This window comes from Gemmatimonadaceae bacterium (assembly GCA_020851035.1).
Classification (GTDB): Bacteria; Gemmatimonadota; Gemmatimonadetes; order Gemmatimonadales; family Gemmatimonadaceae; genus JACMLX01.
In genome coordinates this window covers 293,577-308,865 of the sequence record JADZDM010000012.1, presented here as the reverse complement: position 1 = coordinate 308,865, position 15,289 = coordinate 293,577, and the positions used below count along the sequence as shown (strand labels likewise).

At 70.5% G+C, this 15,289-nt stretch carries 16 protein-coding genes; all 16 read right to left on the bottom strand.

All coding sequences use genetic code 11. The features are described from left to right. Positions 1–19 precede the first annotated feature (19 nt). The gene (locus IT355_10320) at positions 20–2,431 is read right to left on the bottom strand and encodes an endonuclease MutS2 (GenBank protein ID MCC7053653.1); all 2,412 of its coding nucleotides are present in this window, start codon (positions 2,429–2,431) and stop codon (positions 20–22) included. Positions 2,432–2,579: 148 nt separating this feature from the next. Further along, complete coding sequence (locus IT355_10315) at positions 2,580–3,038, bottom strand: GatB/YqeY domain-containing protein (GenBank protein MCC7053652.1); 459 nt, start codon at positions 3,036–3,038, stop codon at positions 2,580–2,582. Positions 3,039–3,043: 5 nt separating this feature from the next. Then, complete coding sequence (locus IT355_10310; protein ID MCC7053651.1) at positions 3,044–3,232, bottom strand: 30S ribosomal protein S21; 189 nt, start codon at positions 3,230–3,232, stop codon at positions 3,044–3,046. A 139-nt stretch (positions 3,233–3,371) separates the two neighbouring features. Next, complete coding sequence (locus IT355_10305) at positions 3,372–3,710, bottom strand: histidine triad nucleotide-binding protein (GenBank protein ID MCC7053650.1); 339 nt, start codon at positions 3,708–3,710, stop codon at positions 3,372–3,374. Further along, a complete protein-coding gene (locus tag IT355_10300) occupies positions 3,703–4,353 on the bottom strand; it encodes an RsmE family RNA methyltransferase (protein MCC7053649.1) in 651 nt (216 codons plus the stop codon). Before IT355_10300 ends, IT355_10305 begins: the two co-directional genes overlap by 8 nt. Positions 4,354–4,430: 77 nt before the next feature. Beyond that, positions 4,431–5,267, bottom strand: a complete 837-nt coding sequence (locus IT355_10295; GenBank protein MCC7053648.1) for a 50S ribosomal protein L11 methyltransferase — start codon at positions 5,265–5,267, stop codon at positions 4,431–4,433. Then, positions 5,264–6,397 (bottom strand): molecular chaperone DnaJ, encoded by a 1,134-nt coding sequence (gene dnaJ, locus IT355_10290; GenBank protein ID MCC7053647.1) that lies wholly within the window; start codon positions 6,395–6,397, stop codon positions 5,264–5,266. The genes IT355_10295 and dnaJ overlap by 4 nt, the downstream gene beginning before the upstream one ends. Before the next feature lie 167 nt (positions 6,398–6,564). Next, positions 6,565–7,611: a heat-inducible transcription repressor HrcA gene (gene hrcA, locus IT355_10285; protein ID MCC7053646.1), complete on the bottom strand. Its 1,047-nt coding sequence runs from the start codon at positions 7,609–7,611 to the stop codon at positions 6,565–6,567. 13 nt (positions 7,612–7,624) lie between these two features. After that, the gene (gene hemW, locus IT355_10280; GenBank protein MCC7053645.1) at positions 7,625–8,749 is read right to left on the bottom strand and encodes a radical SAM family heme chaperone HemW; all 1,125 of its coding nucleotides are present in this window, start codon (positions 8,747–8,749) and stop codon (positions 7,625–7,627) included. Further along, the gene (gene dprA, locus IT355_10275; protein ID MCC7053644.1) at positions 8,746–9,822 is read right to left on the bottom strand and encodes a DNA-protecting protein DprA; all 1,077 of its coding nucleotides are present in this window, start codon (positions 9,820–9,822) and stop codon (positions 8,746–8,748) included. The genes hemW and dprA overlap by 4 nt, the downstream gene beginning before the upstream one ends. Before the next feature lie 9 nt (positions 9,823–9,831). Further along, positions 9,832–10,875 carry a GTPase ObgE gene (gene obgE, locus IT355_10270; GenBank protein MCC7053643.1) on the bottom strand — a complete coding sequence of 348 codons (1,044 nt, stop codon included), beginning with the start codon at positions 10,873–10,875 and terminating at the stop codon, positions 9,832–9,834. Beyond that, positions 10,872–11,549 (bottom strand): carboxymuconolactone decarboxylase family protein, encoded by a 678-nt coding sequence (locus IT355_10265; protein MCC7053642.1) that lies wholly within the window; start codon positions 11,547–11,549, stop codon positions 10,872–10,874. Before IT355_10265 ends, obgE begins: the two co-directional genes overlap by 4 nt. Positions 11,550–11,715: 166 nt before the next feature. Further along, the gene (locus tag IT355_10260) at positions 11,716–12,687 is read right to left on the bottom strand and encodes a DMT family transporter (protein MCC7053641.1); all 972 of its coding nucleotides are present in this window, start codon (positions 12,685–12,687) and stop codon (positions 11,716–11,718) included. 13 nt (positions 12,688–12,700) lie between these two features. Continuing rightward, on the bottom strand, positions 12,701–13,687 hold the full coding sequence (locus tag IT355_10255) for an MCE family protein (protein MCC7053640.1): 987 nt from the start codon (positions 13,685–13,687) through the stop codon (positions 12,701–12,703). Further along, positions 13,684–14,424, bottom strand: a complete 741-nt coding sequence (locus tag IT355_10250) for an ATP-binding cassette domain-containing protein (protein ID MCC7053639.1) — start codon at positions 14,422–14,424, stop codon at positions 13,684–13,686. The genes IT355_10255 and IT355_10250 overlap by 4 nt, the downstream gene beginning before the upstream one ends. Positions 14,425–14,447: 23 nt before the next feature. Next, entirely contained in the window at positions 14,448–15,233 is a 786-nt protein-coding gene (locus tag IT355_10245; GenBank protein ID MCC7053638.1) for an ABC transporter permease, read from the bottom strand. Positions 15,234–15,289 lie beyond the last annotated feature (56 nt).

Below are 15,289 nucleotides of genomic sequence, written 5' to 3'. Positions count from 1 at the left end.
CGGCGTCGCGGGCCGGGGCTCAGCGCAGCTCGGCGATCGTCACGCCGGCTCCGCCCTCGTTCCACAACCCCATGCGGTGCGAGGCCACCCGCGACTCCCGGCGCAGCATCGTCGTGACACGCTCGCGCAGTGCCCCGGTGCCCTTGCCGTGGATGATGCGCAGCGCCTTCAGGTCGGCCCGCACCGCGGTGTCGATCGCCCGCGACACGAAGTCGTCGACCTCGCTCACGCGCATGCCCCGCAGGTCCACCTCGCCTGCGCCCATCGGCGGGCCGGTCTCCTCGTCGAGGTTGCTGATCGCGACGCTCACCGCGGCGCGCTCCGGCTTCTTCCCGGTGGGCAGCAGCGTGGCCACCGGAAAACTCATCTTGAGCGCGCCGATCGCCACGGTGCCGAGCCCGTTCTTCACCTCGAGCAGCGTCCCGACGCGATTCCCGAACGCACTCGCCTCCACCAGTTCACCCACCTCGGGCAGCCGCGCGAGGTCACCGCGGCGCACCCGCGCACGTTCCGCCTCTTTCGCACGCTGTTCCTCGAGCAGGCGCTCGAGCGCACGCCCCTGCCCCTGCGCTTCCTGTTCCACCACGCGCCGTGCCGCCTTCGCGGCCTCCTCGAGCTCCGTCGCCCCTTTCGCCTTCAGCTGGGCGATCACCGTCTCGACCGTCTGCCGTGCCTCCAGCAGGTGCGCACGCGCCGCCTTCCGCGATTCGCGCTCGAGTTCGCGCTCCTGCTCCCGGAGCGTGCGCTCCCGCGCCGCCAGGGCGCCAGCCTGGAGCTCCGCGTCGGTGACGAGCCGGTCGAGCTGCACCTCGCGCTGCGCCAGCACGTCGTCGCGGGCCTCGAGGTCCGCGAGGAGGCGATGCACGTCGCGCTCCACCTGCGGCACACGCTGCTCGGCGCGGTCGATGATCGCGGGGGGCAAGTCCAGGCGCCGCGCGATGCTCAGGCCGTACGAGCGCCCCGGTATGCCCTTCAGCAGGCGATACGTCGGCGCGAGCCGGATCGCGTCGAACTGCAGCGACGCGTTCACGACGCCGGACACCTCGGTGGCGAGTTCCTTGAGCGCGCCGAGGTGGGTGGTGGCGACAGTGAGCGTGCCGCGCTGTGTCAGTGCCTCGAGGATCGCGCCGCCCAGCGCGGCGCCCTCGAGCGGATCGGTGCCCGAGCCCAGCTCGTCGATCAGCACCAGTGACCGTGCGGAGGCACCACGGAGGATCTCGCGCTGGTGCACCAGGTGGGCACTGAAGGTCGAGAGGTTGGCCTCCAGCGACTGCTCGTCACCGACGTCCGCGAAGCAGTCATCCACGATCGGAAGCCGGCTCCCCGCTCCGACCGGCGCGGGGATCCCACTCTGGAGCATGGCACAGAACAGGCCCAGGGCCTTCAGCAGCACCGTCTTGCCACCGGTGTTGGGGCCCGAGATGAGCAGCGTGCGTTCGTCGGGCAGCAGGACGAGGTCGAACGGCACCACCGGCGCATCCCTGGCGAGCAGCAGCGGGTGCCGCCCGCCATGCACCTGCAGGCCGTCGGACGGCTCCCCCAGCTCGGCCGGTTCGCAGGCGAACTCGTTGGCGTACCTGGCGCGGGCGTAGAGCACGTCCAGCTCCACCAGCGCCGCGAAGGCCTCGAGCATCGCTGGCTGCAGCGGCCGCACGCCGTCACTGAGTTCGCGCAGGATCCGCTCCACCTCCCGCTGCTCGTCGGCCTCGAGCTCGCGGATGCGGTTGCCGAATTCCACCGCCGCCGGCGGCTCGATGAACACGGTCGCGCCGGTGCCGGACGAGTCGTGCACGATGCCGCCGAGTGCCGCCCGGGCGTGTGACTTCACCGGGATCACGTATCGTCCGTTGCGCACCGTGACCGACATGTCGGTGACCTGGTGGTTCGGCTCGAGCTGCGCCATGATGCGTTCGAGCAGCCGCACCAGCTCGCCCTGCGCGCCCATCAGCTCACGGCGCAGTCGGCGCAGTGCAGGTGAGGCATCGTCCCGCACGGTGCCGTCGCCATCGATGGCGCGGTCGATCGCGTCCTCGTCCCGCTGTGCGGCGATCAGGCGTGACGCGAACGGCAGCAGGTACGCCGTGGCCATCGCCGGCCGGCGTGGATCGCGCAGCGCCGACTGCGTGAGTCGGCTGGACCGCAGCAGGGTGGCGATGCCGGTGAGCTGCGTGCCATCGAGGGTCGCGCCCTCCAGCCGCAGCCTGGCGAGCGCCTGCTTCACATCCGGAATCGGGTGCGGCTGCCATCCGCCCTCGGACGCGAGCAGGGCGCGCATCGCCTGCACACGCGCCAGTTCCTCCGCCAGCCAGTCTCGATCGGTGCTCGGGCGCAACGCGCGCACGGCACCCGCGCCGAGCGATGACGACGCGCGATCGGCGATGACATCGAGCACCCGCGGGAACTCGAGGACGGAAAGGGCGTGGGGATTCACAGCCTGAAAGATGCGGGACAGGGGCGGCGGCCGCAGGACCCCGGCGGGCCGGGCCACACGTGCCCCCTGGGTGGCGACGCAGACCGGCCCGCGAGCTCTGGACTCTGAGCTGGCGGGCCGGCGCAACCTGCGTGAAGAAGCTTTGACGCTAGACGAGCTTCGCCAGTTCCTCGCGAACGATCGCGTTGACGACACTGCCCTCGACCTGCCCCTTGAAGCGCGGCAGCACCTTGCCCATGACCTGGCCCATGGCCGTCACGCCACTGGCGATGACTTCCACGACGGCACTGCGGATCACTGCGGGATCGACCGCAGCGGGGAGATAGCGCTCGAGGATCACGATTTCATCGCTCTCCTTCTGTGCCAGCTCCGGACGGTTCGCGGCGGTGTACTGCTCCACCGAGTCCCGGCGCTTCTTGATGCCCTTGCGCAGCACTTCGACGACATCCGCATCCTGCACGTCGCGCTTCTCTTCGTTCTCGATCACGCGGACGCGTTCCTTCACCTCGGCGATGACCGTGCTGAGGAGGAGCAACAGCGGCTTGTCCTGCGCCTTCCGGGCGACCATCAGGTCGCCGTTCAGTCGGGTGTGCGTCTCAGTCGGCACGGTGGTCAGAACGACCGGGTGCGACGGTTCTTGCGGGTGGCCGCATTCATCTTGCGCTTGCGCTTCTCAGACGGCTTCTCGTAGTGACGATGCTTGCGGAGATCCGACAGGATCCCGGCCTTCTCGCACTTCTTCTTGAACCGCTTGAGCGCGCGCTCGAAGTTCTCGTCTTCGTGGATGACGACTTCTGCCAAAAGCTTCTTCCCCCCTTCGTGGCGTTGGTTGCGCCGGCTGGAGTTCTGTGAGGTAAGCCGTGCAAGCTAGCCCCGTAAGGCACATTGCGTCAATGACTTGGGCCCCGGCGCGGCCAGCCGGCATTCGTGGGCCAGCCGGTCAGCCCGGAGGCCAGCTGAGTTGGCGACCCGCGAGGAGGTGGGCATGGAGGTGATGCACACTCTGCCCCCCGTCGTTTCCGGTGTTCACGACCACCCGGTACCCGGGCTCGGCCACACCCAGGTTTCTGGCGACCTCAACCGCCAATGCCGCCATCAGTGCCAGCACGATCGGAGCACCCGGCGACGAGAGCGAGTCGAAGTGCTGTTTCGGGATGACGAGCACATGCGTTGGCGCCTGAGGGTTGATGTCCCGGAATGCGAGACAATCATCCGTTTCGGCCACCACCTGGGCCGGGATCTCCTTCCGCGCGATGCGACAGAACAGGCAGTCAGGCATTGTCCGCTCTCGGTTCAGGCAGGGCCAGCAGCGTCCGGACGACGCCGAGAGCGACGATCGCCGCCGTCTCCATCCGCAGGATACCGCCGGCGAGGGCGACTCGCTGGAAGCCGGTTGCCACCAGCCGTTCCACCTCATCGACCTCGAAGCCACCCTCGGGGCCCACCGCGATCGTGACCGGTCCCGCCAGCGGCACCCCGGCCAGCGGCACCCCCGTCGGATCCAGCAGCAGGCGCGTCCCCTCGGCCGGCAGGGCCGCGATCGCCCGCTCGGCGTTCGATTCGGTGAAGCGCTGCGGCAGCCAGGCCCCCTCGCTCTGCAGCAGCGCCCCGATCATGCGCGCTTCCACCTTCTGCGCGAACATCGGCCCCTCACCCCGCCCCGCCACGCTCCGGGACCGGCGCCACAGCACGGGGCGCCACGTCGTCACGCCCAGCTCCGTCGCCTTCTCGGCCAGCAGCAACATCCGCTCCTTGTCGGCCACCGGCACCAGCAGGTGCACCGGGGCGAGGGGCGGCGGGCAGTGCGGCCGCTCGATCGACAGCTCGAGATGCTGCTTCGACATGCGCACCAGCGTCCCGCTGGCCGCCGTGCCGGCGCCGTCGCGCACCGTCACCGGCGCCCCGACGGCGAGCCGGCGCACGCGTGCGTGATGCGCAGCGTCCTCACCCAGGATCAGCGCCCCGGGTGACAGCAGCGGTTCGGCGGAAAAGAAGTGGGCTACGCCCGGACGATGGTCGCGCTCCACCACTCCCCCTCGCTGTCGTCAGCCAGCATGCGCCATCCCGTCGACTCGACGTGCCGCAGCATCGCGTCCCGCTCGGACTGCAGGATGCCGCTGATGATCACGACGCCATCGGCACCCAGGCAGGTCGCCACCACCGGCAGCATCTCCACATGCACGCTCGAGATGATGTTCGCGAGCACCACGCGGACGGGCGCGAAGAATGGGAGCAGCACGGACGCATCACCACACAGCAGGTGCACGCGATCCGTGACGCCGTTGCGCTCCAGGTTCTCCTCGGCGTTCGACATCGCGTCCTCGTCCAGCTCGATCGCGATGACCTTCGAGGCACCACCCTTGGCGGCGGCGATGGCGAGCACCGCGCTGCCGGCGCCGAGGTCGGCCACCACGTCGCCGGCGCGCAGCACCTGCGGGAGCAACCGCAGCACGCCGCGCGTGGTGGCGTGCTCGCCGGTGCCGAAGGCCATCCCGGGTTCGACGATGATCACCCGGTCGGCATCGTAGTCGCCGGCCAGCCAGGGCGGGGCGATCACGAAGCGGCCAAGGTCGTGTGCCTGCACCGTGCCGTGCAGCTCCGGCTCCGCCACGGCCGGGTCGAGCGGCGTCACCACGACCTCCGCCGCCGCGTCGGCGCCGGACACCTCGCTGCGGAAGTGCTGCAGGTCGTGATCCCCGGGCACGTGCGTCACGAAGCTCGCGCCGTCCTCCATCAAGCCCTCGGCGCCACCCGTGAACATGGCGGCGGCCACCGCATCGCGCGTGCCGTCAGCTGAGGGCGTCACGCGGATCGTCTGCCACTGCGCGGGCGTCATGCGCCCAACGCTTCCTTCATCCGTGACCAGAAGCTCTTGTTGCGTTCGGACGGGGCACTGCCCTGCAGTTCCGCGAGCTGGCGGAGCAGGCGCCGCTCGTCGTCACCAATGGACTCCGGGGTCCACACCTGCACCCGCACGTGGAGGTCGCCGGTGCCACTGGCGTTCACGCGCGGGAGGCCCTTGCCGCGGAGGTGGAAGAGGTGGCCGCTCTGCGTGCCGGCGGGGACCTTCACCTTGTACTCCGTGCCGGTGACACCGGTGACCGTGACCTCGCTGCCGAGCACGAGTTGCGGGTAGGTCACGAGCACCTCGGTGAAGAGGTCTTCCTCGTCGCGTTCGAAGCGTGGGTTGTCCTCCACCTCGAACACGACCAGCACATCGCCCTTCCCGCCTCCGCGCGAGCCAACGTTGCCGACACCGCGCAGCGTCATGTACTGGCCGGTCGCGACGCCGCCGGGGATCCGGACGTTGATCGTGCGGTCCACGCGCACCCTGCCGTCACCCTTGCACTTGCGGCAGGGCGATGCGACGACCGTGCCCTCACCCTGGCAGGTGGGACAGGCCGCGACGCTGACGAACTGTCCGAAGAAGCTGCGCTGGGCGCGGCGCACCTCACCCGTGCCGCCGCAGGTGGCGCAGCGCTGTGGCGTGGAGCCCGCCTCCGCGCCGCTGCCGGTGCAGGTCTCACAGGTGTCCAGCACCTTGATCGTGAGCGCCTTGTCCACGCCCGTCGCCACCTCGGCGAGGGTCAGCGGCACGGCGACCTTGATGTCGCCACCCTGTCGTGCGCCGCCCGAGCCCCCGCGCCCGCCGAACATGTCGGAGGTGCCGAAGCCGAAGTCGCGCATGAAGATGTTCAGCGCCTCGGTGAGGTCCACGTGCTGGTACCCGCCGGACGGCCCGCTGCCACGCAGTCCGGCCTCGCCGTACCGGTCATAGGCGGCGCGCTTCTGCGGATCACGCAGGACGTCATACGCCTCGGTGATCTCCTTGAACTTCTCCTCCGCCTCCTTGGCCCCCCCGTTCTTGTCAGGGTGGTACTGCATGGCCAGGCGACGGTACGCCTTCTTGAGCTCGTCCTCGGATGCCGACTTCTCGACACCCAGGGTCGCGTAGTAATCAGCCATCGGTCACGTCACGGGAGGAAAACGGGGATCCGGCACCGGCCTGGTGCGACACCCGTGGTGGGCCAGCCGAGGCCGGCGGGCGCAGCCGGGAAAGATCGCCGGAACGGGATGGCACCGCCACCCGGCCCGACGGTCAGGTGGTGGCGTCCGGACTGGCCGGGGCCAGCTCAGAGCATGTCGGAGACGAGCCGGGAGGCGTGCCCGACCAGCGAGATGACCTTCCGGTACGGCATCCGGGTCGGCCCGATGACCCCGATCACCCCGCTCAGCGAGCCGAAGTGGTACTCGGCTGTCACGATGGTGAACCGGTCGAGCATGGGGTCGCCGTGCTCGTTGCCGATGGTGATCGTGATGCCGGCCGGCTGCGGGGAGCGGCGGCGCAGCACGTCGGCGATGTGGGCCGGCGCCTCGGTGAAGGCGAGGAGCTGACGCATGCTGTCGCCGGTGGCGAACTCGGGATGTTCGGCGAGGAGCGACGGCTGGCCGAGCACGACGGCGGCGTCATCGGAGCGTGCGGCGGTGGCGAAGTACTGCTCCCCTTCCTCGACGAAGATGTTGAGCAGCTCGGCCGCCGTCAGCGACGCCTGTGCATCCCGCAGCCGGACGGCGAGCGATGAGCGGATCTCGCGCAGCGTCAGCCCGGCCAGTCGTTCGTTGAGCACGAGCCCGACGGCCCCGATGGCGTCGTCGGCGATCTCGATCGGGAGCTCGATGTAGATCGAGCGCGCGACGCCCCGCTCGAGGGCGAGCACCATCAGGAGGCGGTCGCTGGCGAGGCGGACGAGCTCCACCCGGCGCAGGATCGCGGCGTCGAGCTGGGGCCCGAGGGCGACGCCGAGCTCCTGCGTGAGGACGCCGAGCGACTGCGCGGCGCGGCGGAGGATCGACTCGATCGCGGTGCTGGCGCCGTGGATCTCCTCGCCGAGGACGACCTCCTCGGCGGTCTTGATGACGGGTACACGCAGCAGCGAATCGACATACACGCGATACGCGAGGTCGGTCGGCACGCGTCCCGCAGAGGTGTGCGGATGAAAGAGGAACCCCTTCTCCTCGAGGTCACTCATGGTGTTGCGGATCGTCGCCGGCGACACCCCGAGCCCGAACCGTCTCGAGAGGGTGCGGGACGCCGCGGGTTCGGCGGTCTCCACGTACGACTGGATGACCGCCTCGAGCACCTGACGCTCGCGTTCCGTGAGTTCGGGCTGCGTCGACATACTGAACAGCTAGCTAGGTGTGGGCGCTGGCGGGAGTGATGGCGTTCGCGAGTGTGTCGAGCCGGAGCCAGCCGGTGGGGGTCAGCACGAGGCGATCACCGGAAAGAACCGCCCAGCCAGCCGCGATCCAAGGGGCGGCGACGGCGCGGCCGGCCGCGTCCAGTCGCAGGCCGTCGGTGGTGCGGAGCCCGAGGTAGGCGGCTTCGAGGCCTCGCGCCTCCGAGCCGATGGTCTCCTGTCCCGCGACGGGATCCACGCCGCGCATGGCGGTGTCTCGCCAGCGCGCATACGGGCCATGGTTCCAGCGCCGCGTCGTGCCGTCGAAGCCGTGCGCCCCGGGCCCGAAGGCGAGATATGGCGCACCGCTCCAGTAGCAGCGATTGTGGCGGGCCTGGTGCCCCGGCCGTCCGAAGTTCGACACCTCGTAGTGCTCGAGGCCGGCGGCAGTGGCAGCGGCGTGCGCGCTCAGGAACTGATGTTCGTAGGTCCCCTCATCGGCGGCAGCGACCTCGCCGCGCTCGGCCCAGCGGCCGAGCGGTGTCCCGGGTTCGATGGTGAGCCCGTACAGGGAGAGGTGCGGTGGGTCGGTGCCGAGTGCGAGGTCGAGGTCGCGAGCCCAGTCTCGCTGGAGCGATGCGGGCAGCGCGAAGATCAGGTCGAAGCTCCAGCTGGTGAAGCCGACTTCCCGGATGTGGTCGACGGCGGTGAGCACCTGCTCCGCCGTATGCGAGCGATGCATCCACGCGAGCACGTGCGGATCGAAGCTCTGGGCGCCGAGGGAGAGACGTGTGACGCCGCCGGCTTTCCACGTGGCGAGGGCGAGCGGCGTGATGTCGTCGGGATTGGCCTCGACGGTGACTTCGGCGTCAGCGTCCCACTGGAAGAATTCCCCGAGCAGGCCGACGGCGGCGGCGAGTCCGTCCTTCCCGAGGTGAGACGGGGTTCCGCCGCCAAAATACAGGGTCTCGATCCGGTGGTGCCGGTGGTCCGGAAGTCGCGCCGTGAGTTCAGCCTCGAGGGCGTCGAGGTACTCGCGCACGGGGACCTCGCGCCGCACCGCGATGTTGAAGTCGCAGTAGCTGCAGCGGCGCGCGCAGAATGGCACGTGGACGTAGACGTGCCTCGACGGTGCGGTCATGCGCGCAGGAGGGCGCCATCATGCGTGGCGCGCACGAGTCCCTTCAGCTCGAGCGTCGTGACGGCGGCCAGGCAGGCGTCCGCCGCCCAGCCGGCTCGCTGCACCACGAGGTCGAGGTCGAGTGGCGCGGTACCAAGGACGTCCCAGATGGCGCGTTCCGCGTCGGAGAGGCGCGGGGGTGGTGTGGCGCGGGGGTCATCCGCGCGCGCGAGGCGGAGGAGGGTGAGGACGTCGTCGGTGCTGGCGATGACCTGGGCGCCGTCGCGCAGCAGTGCGTTGGAGCCGAGTGTCGCGGCGGCGTCGAATGCACCGGGAACGGCCGCGCAGGTGCGACCGAGTGTCTGTGCGGCGGCGGCGGTGAGCAAGGCGCCGCTGCGGTGTCCGGCCTCGACGACGACGGTGACGTCGGCGAGTGCGGCGATGAGGCGGTTCCGCTCAGGGAAGGAACCGCGGGTGGCGCGTGAGCCGGGGGGCTGTTCCGAGAGCAGCAGTCCGTCGATGGCGATGCGCCGCTGGAGAGCCCGGTGATCGGCGGGATACGCCAGGTCGAGACCCGTGCCGATGACGGCGGCGGTGCCTCCCGCGGCATCGAGTGCGCCGGTGTGCGCAGCGGCGTCGATGCCGCGAGCCAGGCCGCTGATGACCAGCGCCCCCGCGGCCGAGCACTCGCGGGCGATGCGTTCGGCGGCGCGCAGACCCGTCGCGGTGGCGTGGCGCGTCCCGACGATCGCGACCGCGGGCTGGCCGAGTCGGCCGAGGTCGCCGAGGGCGAAGAGCACGGGTGGCGCTGGTGACAGGCTGGCGTCCTCGACCTGCGTCAGGTCGAAGAGCTTCTCCGGGTACCCGGGTGCGGTCGCGCAGAGGACGGTGGCCCCGAGCGCGGCGGCGCGATCGAGCGTCTCCGCCGCGTGCGCGCAGGCGCAGTCGCGCACATCCGGCGCGAGCTGCGCGAGCGCGGCGGTTACCGATCCCATGCTGGCGACACGTCGGTGCCATTCGCGGAGACCGATGCGCGGGACGGCGAGCAGCGCCAGCGCGTCGCGCACCGGCGACTCGGCGGTGTCACCGCGCATCGGCAGTGGTCATGGCAGGACCTGTTCGGTGGCGCGGACTGCGGCTTCGTTCTCGTGGCGCATGGAGAGGAGCTTCCGCCAGCAGGCATCGAGGAACCGGTCGAGGTGGGTCCGGTTGGCGGCGCTGAGCGCGAGGATCGCGAAGGCTTCCGGGGCCTCGATCTCCGGCACGTAGTCGTCCTCACCCATCAGGTCGAGCTTGGAAAACACGACGCAGTGCGGAGTTGCGGCCAGTTCGTTCGAGTAGTTCCTGATCTCGGTCCGGAGCTGGTCGTACTCCGCCTGCCAGTCCATGGCATCGATGGGGATGATGAAACTGAGGATTCGTGTCCGCTCGATGTGGCGCAGGAACTGGAGGCCGAGTCCCTTCCCTTCCGAGGCGCCTTCGATGATGCCAGGGATATCGGCGACGACGAAGCTGCGGTGGTCGCTCATCGGCACGACGCCGAGGTTCGGTGACAGCGTCGTGAACGGGTAGGCAGCGATCTTCGGCCGGGCGGCGGAGATGACGGAGAGGAGGGTCGACTTGCCGGCGTTCGGGGTGCCGACGAGTCCCACGTCGGCGATCAGCTTCAGCTCGAGGATGACCTGCCGTTCCTCGCCTTCCTCGCCGGGCTGCCATTCACGCGGCGACTGGTGGGTGGCGGTGGCGAAGAAGGCGTTGCCCTTGCCGCCGCGACCGCCCTTCGCGACGAGGATCTGCTGGCCATGCTGCAGCACCTCGCCGATCTGCTCCTGCGTTTCGGCGTCGAGGATGACGGTGCCGGGCGGCACGGGCATCACGATGTCGGCGCCGCTCCGTCCGGTCTTGTTGTTGCCTTCCCCGTGCTGGCCCCGTTCGGCGGCCCAGCGATCGCGGTAGGTGTAGTCGAGGAGGGTGGTGAGGTTGGCATCTGCCCGCAGGTACACGTCCCCGCCCTTGCCACCGTCACCGCCATCGGGGCCGCCCTGCGGGACGAACTTCTCGCGGCGGAACGACGTGTTGCCCGAGCCGCCGGTGCCGGCGAGGATGCGGACGACGACGCGATCGATGAAATCGTTGTGCGTGCTCACGACGTGGTCCTGGCCTGTTCAGAGTGTGCCGAGCGGACGTGTCCCCACAGGATGCGGTAGCGTCGGAGTGCGTCATCGTCGAGCAGGTCCGCGATGGCGTCGAGCGTGCCGACGACCTGGGACGGCGTGGCGCCGACGTTGAGCGCACCGTGGAAGTGCGAGTGGAGCTGCCGGTCCTGAGCGGCGAGGGCGCAGATGGCGACGACGCAGAGCTCCCGGCGGACGAGATCGAGCCCGGTGCGGCTGAGCACCTTGCCGTAGCCGTCGGTGACCATCCAGTGGTCGAGCGCCGGGTGGAGGCGTGCGATGTTCACGCGCAATTTCTCGTACATGTCGCCGTAGACGGTGGCGCAGGTGTGTTCACCGCGGGCGCGCCAGGCGGCTGCGGTGCCGGGGACGGTTGCATCGGAGTCGGGATCCGTGGCTGGTGCGGCGGTGCCCGAGAGCCGGCGCCATTCGCGGGCGGCGTTGAGGGTTCGGGGGAACCCCGCGAACAGGTATGACTGCAGAATCACTTCCTCCACCCAGGAGGCGGGCAGCGCGCGGGCCTCGACGAGGAACGCGCGCACCTGCCGTTCGGTACCGGCACCGATGACGGCCGCCAGGCGGACGAGCCGCCGCGTATCGTCGTCGAGTGGTTCGAGTGTATCCGGGTGCGGTTCGGCGTGTGTCATCAAGAAAGTGTCGAGCGGTGCGAAAGCGTGCGACGGAGGGGCGCTGACCCGGACGGTGCGCCCGGTGCCCCGCTGGCGGGCACCCTGCGGGCGGTGACGGAGACCGGGAACGCACCGTCGGGCGCCGCATGAACCCGGCCCCGGGGGCTGGCGTGTCAGGTGAAACCTACTCCTCGGCCACATGCCTCCGGCCCGCGCTCTGGCCGAGGGCCCAAAGGGCGCCGCCGAGGATGAGTGCCCCACCCGCCAGGGTCCACGCGTCAGGCCATTCGCCGATGGCAGGAATGAGCATGGCCAGCAGCGACGCACCGACCGGTTCGCCGAGCACCGTGAGATTGACCACGTGGGCCGGCAGGTGCTTCAGGGCCCAGTTCATTCCCGTGTGCCCAATCAGCATGGGGCCGGCGGCAAGCCCGGCGAAGATCGCCCAGTCGCGCGGCGGGTACGGACCGAGTCGGTCGCCGTTGAGGAGGGCGAGGACGAACACGGCCAGCGTGCACCAGCCGTAGACGAGCGACACATATGGCACGAGGTCGAGCGTGGCGCGGAGCCGACGGCCCGCGAGGTAGTAGAGCGCGGCGGTGACGGCGCCGACGAGGGCCAGCAGGTCGCCGAAAAGCCGCGGCGGCAGTCCGAGTGGTGCTCTGGTGGCGAGTCCGGTTGCGCTCGCTTCGCCGAGCAGGGCCGGTGCTGCCACCAGCAGCGCGCCGAGCATGCCGACCGCCAGCCCGGTCAGCTGCCGACGCGTCGCGGATTCGCGCAGGAACACCAGCGAACCGAGGGCCACCAGGGCCGGCTGGAGGTTCACGAGCACCACGGAGGCCGCGACGGTCGTGTACGCCAGTGAGGCGTTCCAGCTCCAGAAATGCAGCGCCAGCATGAAGCCGGCGCCGCCGGCGATCAGGTGGTCGCCACGCGAGAGCCGGCGCCAGCTCCGCCAGTCGCCGCGTGCGAGCAGCAGCGCCAGCAAGAGCGACTCCGCGATCACCAGGCGCCAGCCTGCGATGACGAGTGCGGGCGCGCTCGACAGCCGGATGAGGGGCGCCGCCCAGGAGATGCCGAACACCGACAAAGCCAGCACCACACCCGCGTGCATGCGGGGGCTGGCGTCGGTGCGTCGTGGCGGCAACGTGGTCATGGTGCCGTTCCCGTCAGAAGAGCCGGACGGCGCCCTTCGTGTATCGCGACGGGTTGCGCTTCACGTCGGCGGCCAGGCTGTCGAGTGCCGCGGTCGCACGAAGCAACCGGTCGTAGAGCTCGCGTTCCACGAGCAGCTGGCCCGCGGTGCCCCGGCCGGCGTTGAGGTTGCGCACCAGCGAGTCGACGCCGGTGGTGGCATGGCGGAGGCGCGCGTAGAACGTGGTGTCGCGCTGCAGGCGTGCGATGACGCCATCGCGGTCGTTGAGCAGCGAGGCCGCGCTGTCGAGCGCCTCGGCCGCGCGCGTCACGCTGCCGTACAGTGTCGTGTCGCGCAGCATCCGGCCGAGGGTGCCCCTTCCCCCCTGCACCAGCGCCAGCACCTGGTCGGCGCGTCGCACGGTGCGCACCAGGCTGTCGTAGAGTGCGGCATCGTTGAAGAGGCGGCTCATCGTGCCGGTGCCGCGCGTGAGCCCGGCCGACACCTGGCGGATGTCGGCGCTGACGGCGGCGACGGCGCGCATCGCGGTGTCGGCGGCCGCGAACAGGTCGCCCAGCTCGGCGAACGACTCGACCACCAGTGTGTCCGTCTCACGCAGCGCCCGCCGGCTGGGCGTGCCCGGCGAGAAGTCGAGCAGGCGATCACCCAGCATGCCGAGCGCACGGACCCGGCTCCGCGAATCATCGTGGAGCAGCGCGAACTGCTCGGCCTTCATGCGCACGCGCGCGGCCACCACGGTGCCGGAATTCCCGCGGACCGGTGTGACCGTCAGTGCGGAGACCACGCCCGCGGGCAGCCCGGCCACGGTGACCTGGCTGCCCGCGCGAAGACCCAGCCCGTCCTGCAGGTGGACTGTGAACTCGACGGGACGGCTGAAGATCGAGCCGACCGTGTCGAGGCGCAGGATCGCGACCGCCACCACCGCCAGGACGGCGAGTGCCAGCAGGCCCACGCGCAACTGCATCCAGCGCATCTGTCCCGGTTCGGGGCGCAGCGTCATGCCACCGCCAGGAAGGATTGCGTGTACGACTCCTCACTCGCGCGCATCGCGTCCGGCGCACCGAGGAAGGCAAAGCGCGCGTCGTGGAGCAGCGCGATGCGGTCCGCGATGCGCAGCATGGCCCGCACGTCATGCGAGACGACGATGCTCGTGACGCGGAGCTCCTGCTGCAGGCGCTGCATGAGCGCGGTGACGGTCTCGCTGGTGAGTGGATCGAGGCCGGCGGTCGGTTCGTCGTACAGCAGGAGTGCGGGTCGCGCTGCGAGGGCGCGGGCGATGCCGACCCGCTTCCGCATCCCGCCCGACAACTGCGCGGGGAGCACCTGCGACACCTCGGCCGGGTCGAGATCCACCAGCGTGAGCGTCTCGTTCACGCGCGCGCGGACGTCGCGCTCCGGCATGTCGCCGCGCTCGCGGAGCGCGAAGGCGACGTTCTCGAACGTCGACAGCGAGTCGAACAACGCGGCGCCCTGGAACACCATGCCTACCTGCGCGCGCAGGGCACGGCGCTCAGCGGCATCGAGGGTGGCGATGTCACGCCCCATCACCCGCACGGTGCCGCGATCGGGCAGCTGGAGCCCGAGCACCAGCCGGAGCAGCGTCGACTTCCCGGTGCCGGACTCGCCCACCACGGCGACGGTCTCGCCGTGTGCGACGTCCAGCGAGAGGTCGCTGAGGATCGGGCGCGCGAACGCGACCGAGACGTGCTGCAGTTCGACGGCGGGGGTGGTGGCCATACCGGGGCGGAAGGGAATGCCGGTCAGACGAGCGCCAGCAGGAGCTGGGTCAGAAAGTAGTCCGCGATCAGGATGGTGATGCTCGCACTGACCACCGCCCGCGTGGTGGCCGTGCCGACGCCGGCGGTGCCCCCCGTCGCCCGCAGCCCATGGTGGCAGGCGAGCACCGAGAGGATGATGCCGAAGACGAGTGGCTTGACGAGTCCCTGCACGAGATCGGCCGGGATGATCCCTGCGATGAAGCCGTCGATCGCGACCTGGTCCTGTGCCGCGCCCCAGAAGGCGCGGAACGGGACCCCCAGGTACGCGGCGGAGACGATCGATGCGCCGATCAGGCCGGCGACGTCTGCGATGAGCGCCAGGGCGGGCACCGCGATCGCCGCAGCCAGGACGCGAGGCAGCACGAGCACCCGGACGGGTTCGGCGCCGAGAGTCTCGAGCGCGTCGAGCTGTTCCGTGACCTTCATTGCGCCGAGCTCGGCCGCGATGCCGGCGCCGACGCGTCCGGCCACCATGATGCCTGAGAGCACCGGGCCCAGCTCGCGCAGCATGGACGCGGCCACGAACCGGCCCACGAAGAGGGTCGCGCCGAACGGCGCGAGCTGCACCGACGCCTGCAGCGCGAGCACCATCCCCGTGAAGAGGCCGGTGAGCAGGACGATCGGGACCGAGCGCACCCCGATGGCGTCGAGCTGGGCCAGCAGGCGGCCGGACGCCCCGCGCCCCCCGGGCAGGGCCCGCACGGCGTTCCAGGCCAGCAGCAGCACTTCCTGCACGGTGAGGACTGCGGACTGGAGGAATCGGCGCACGACGGGGGGTGACGGGGGCGGTCGGTTCGCGTTGGACGACACGCGATGCGGCAGTA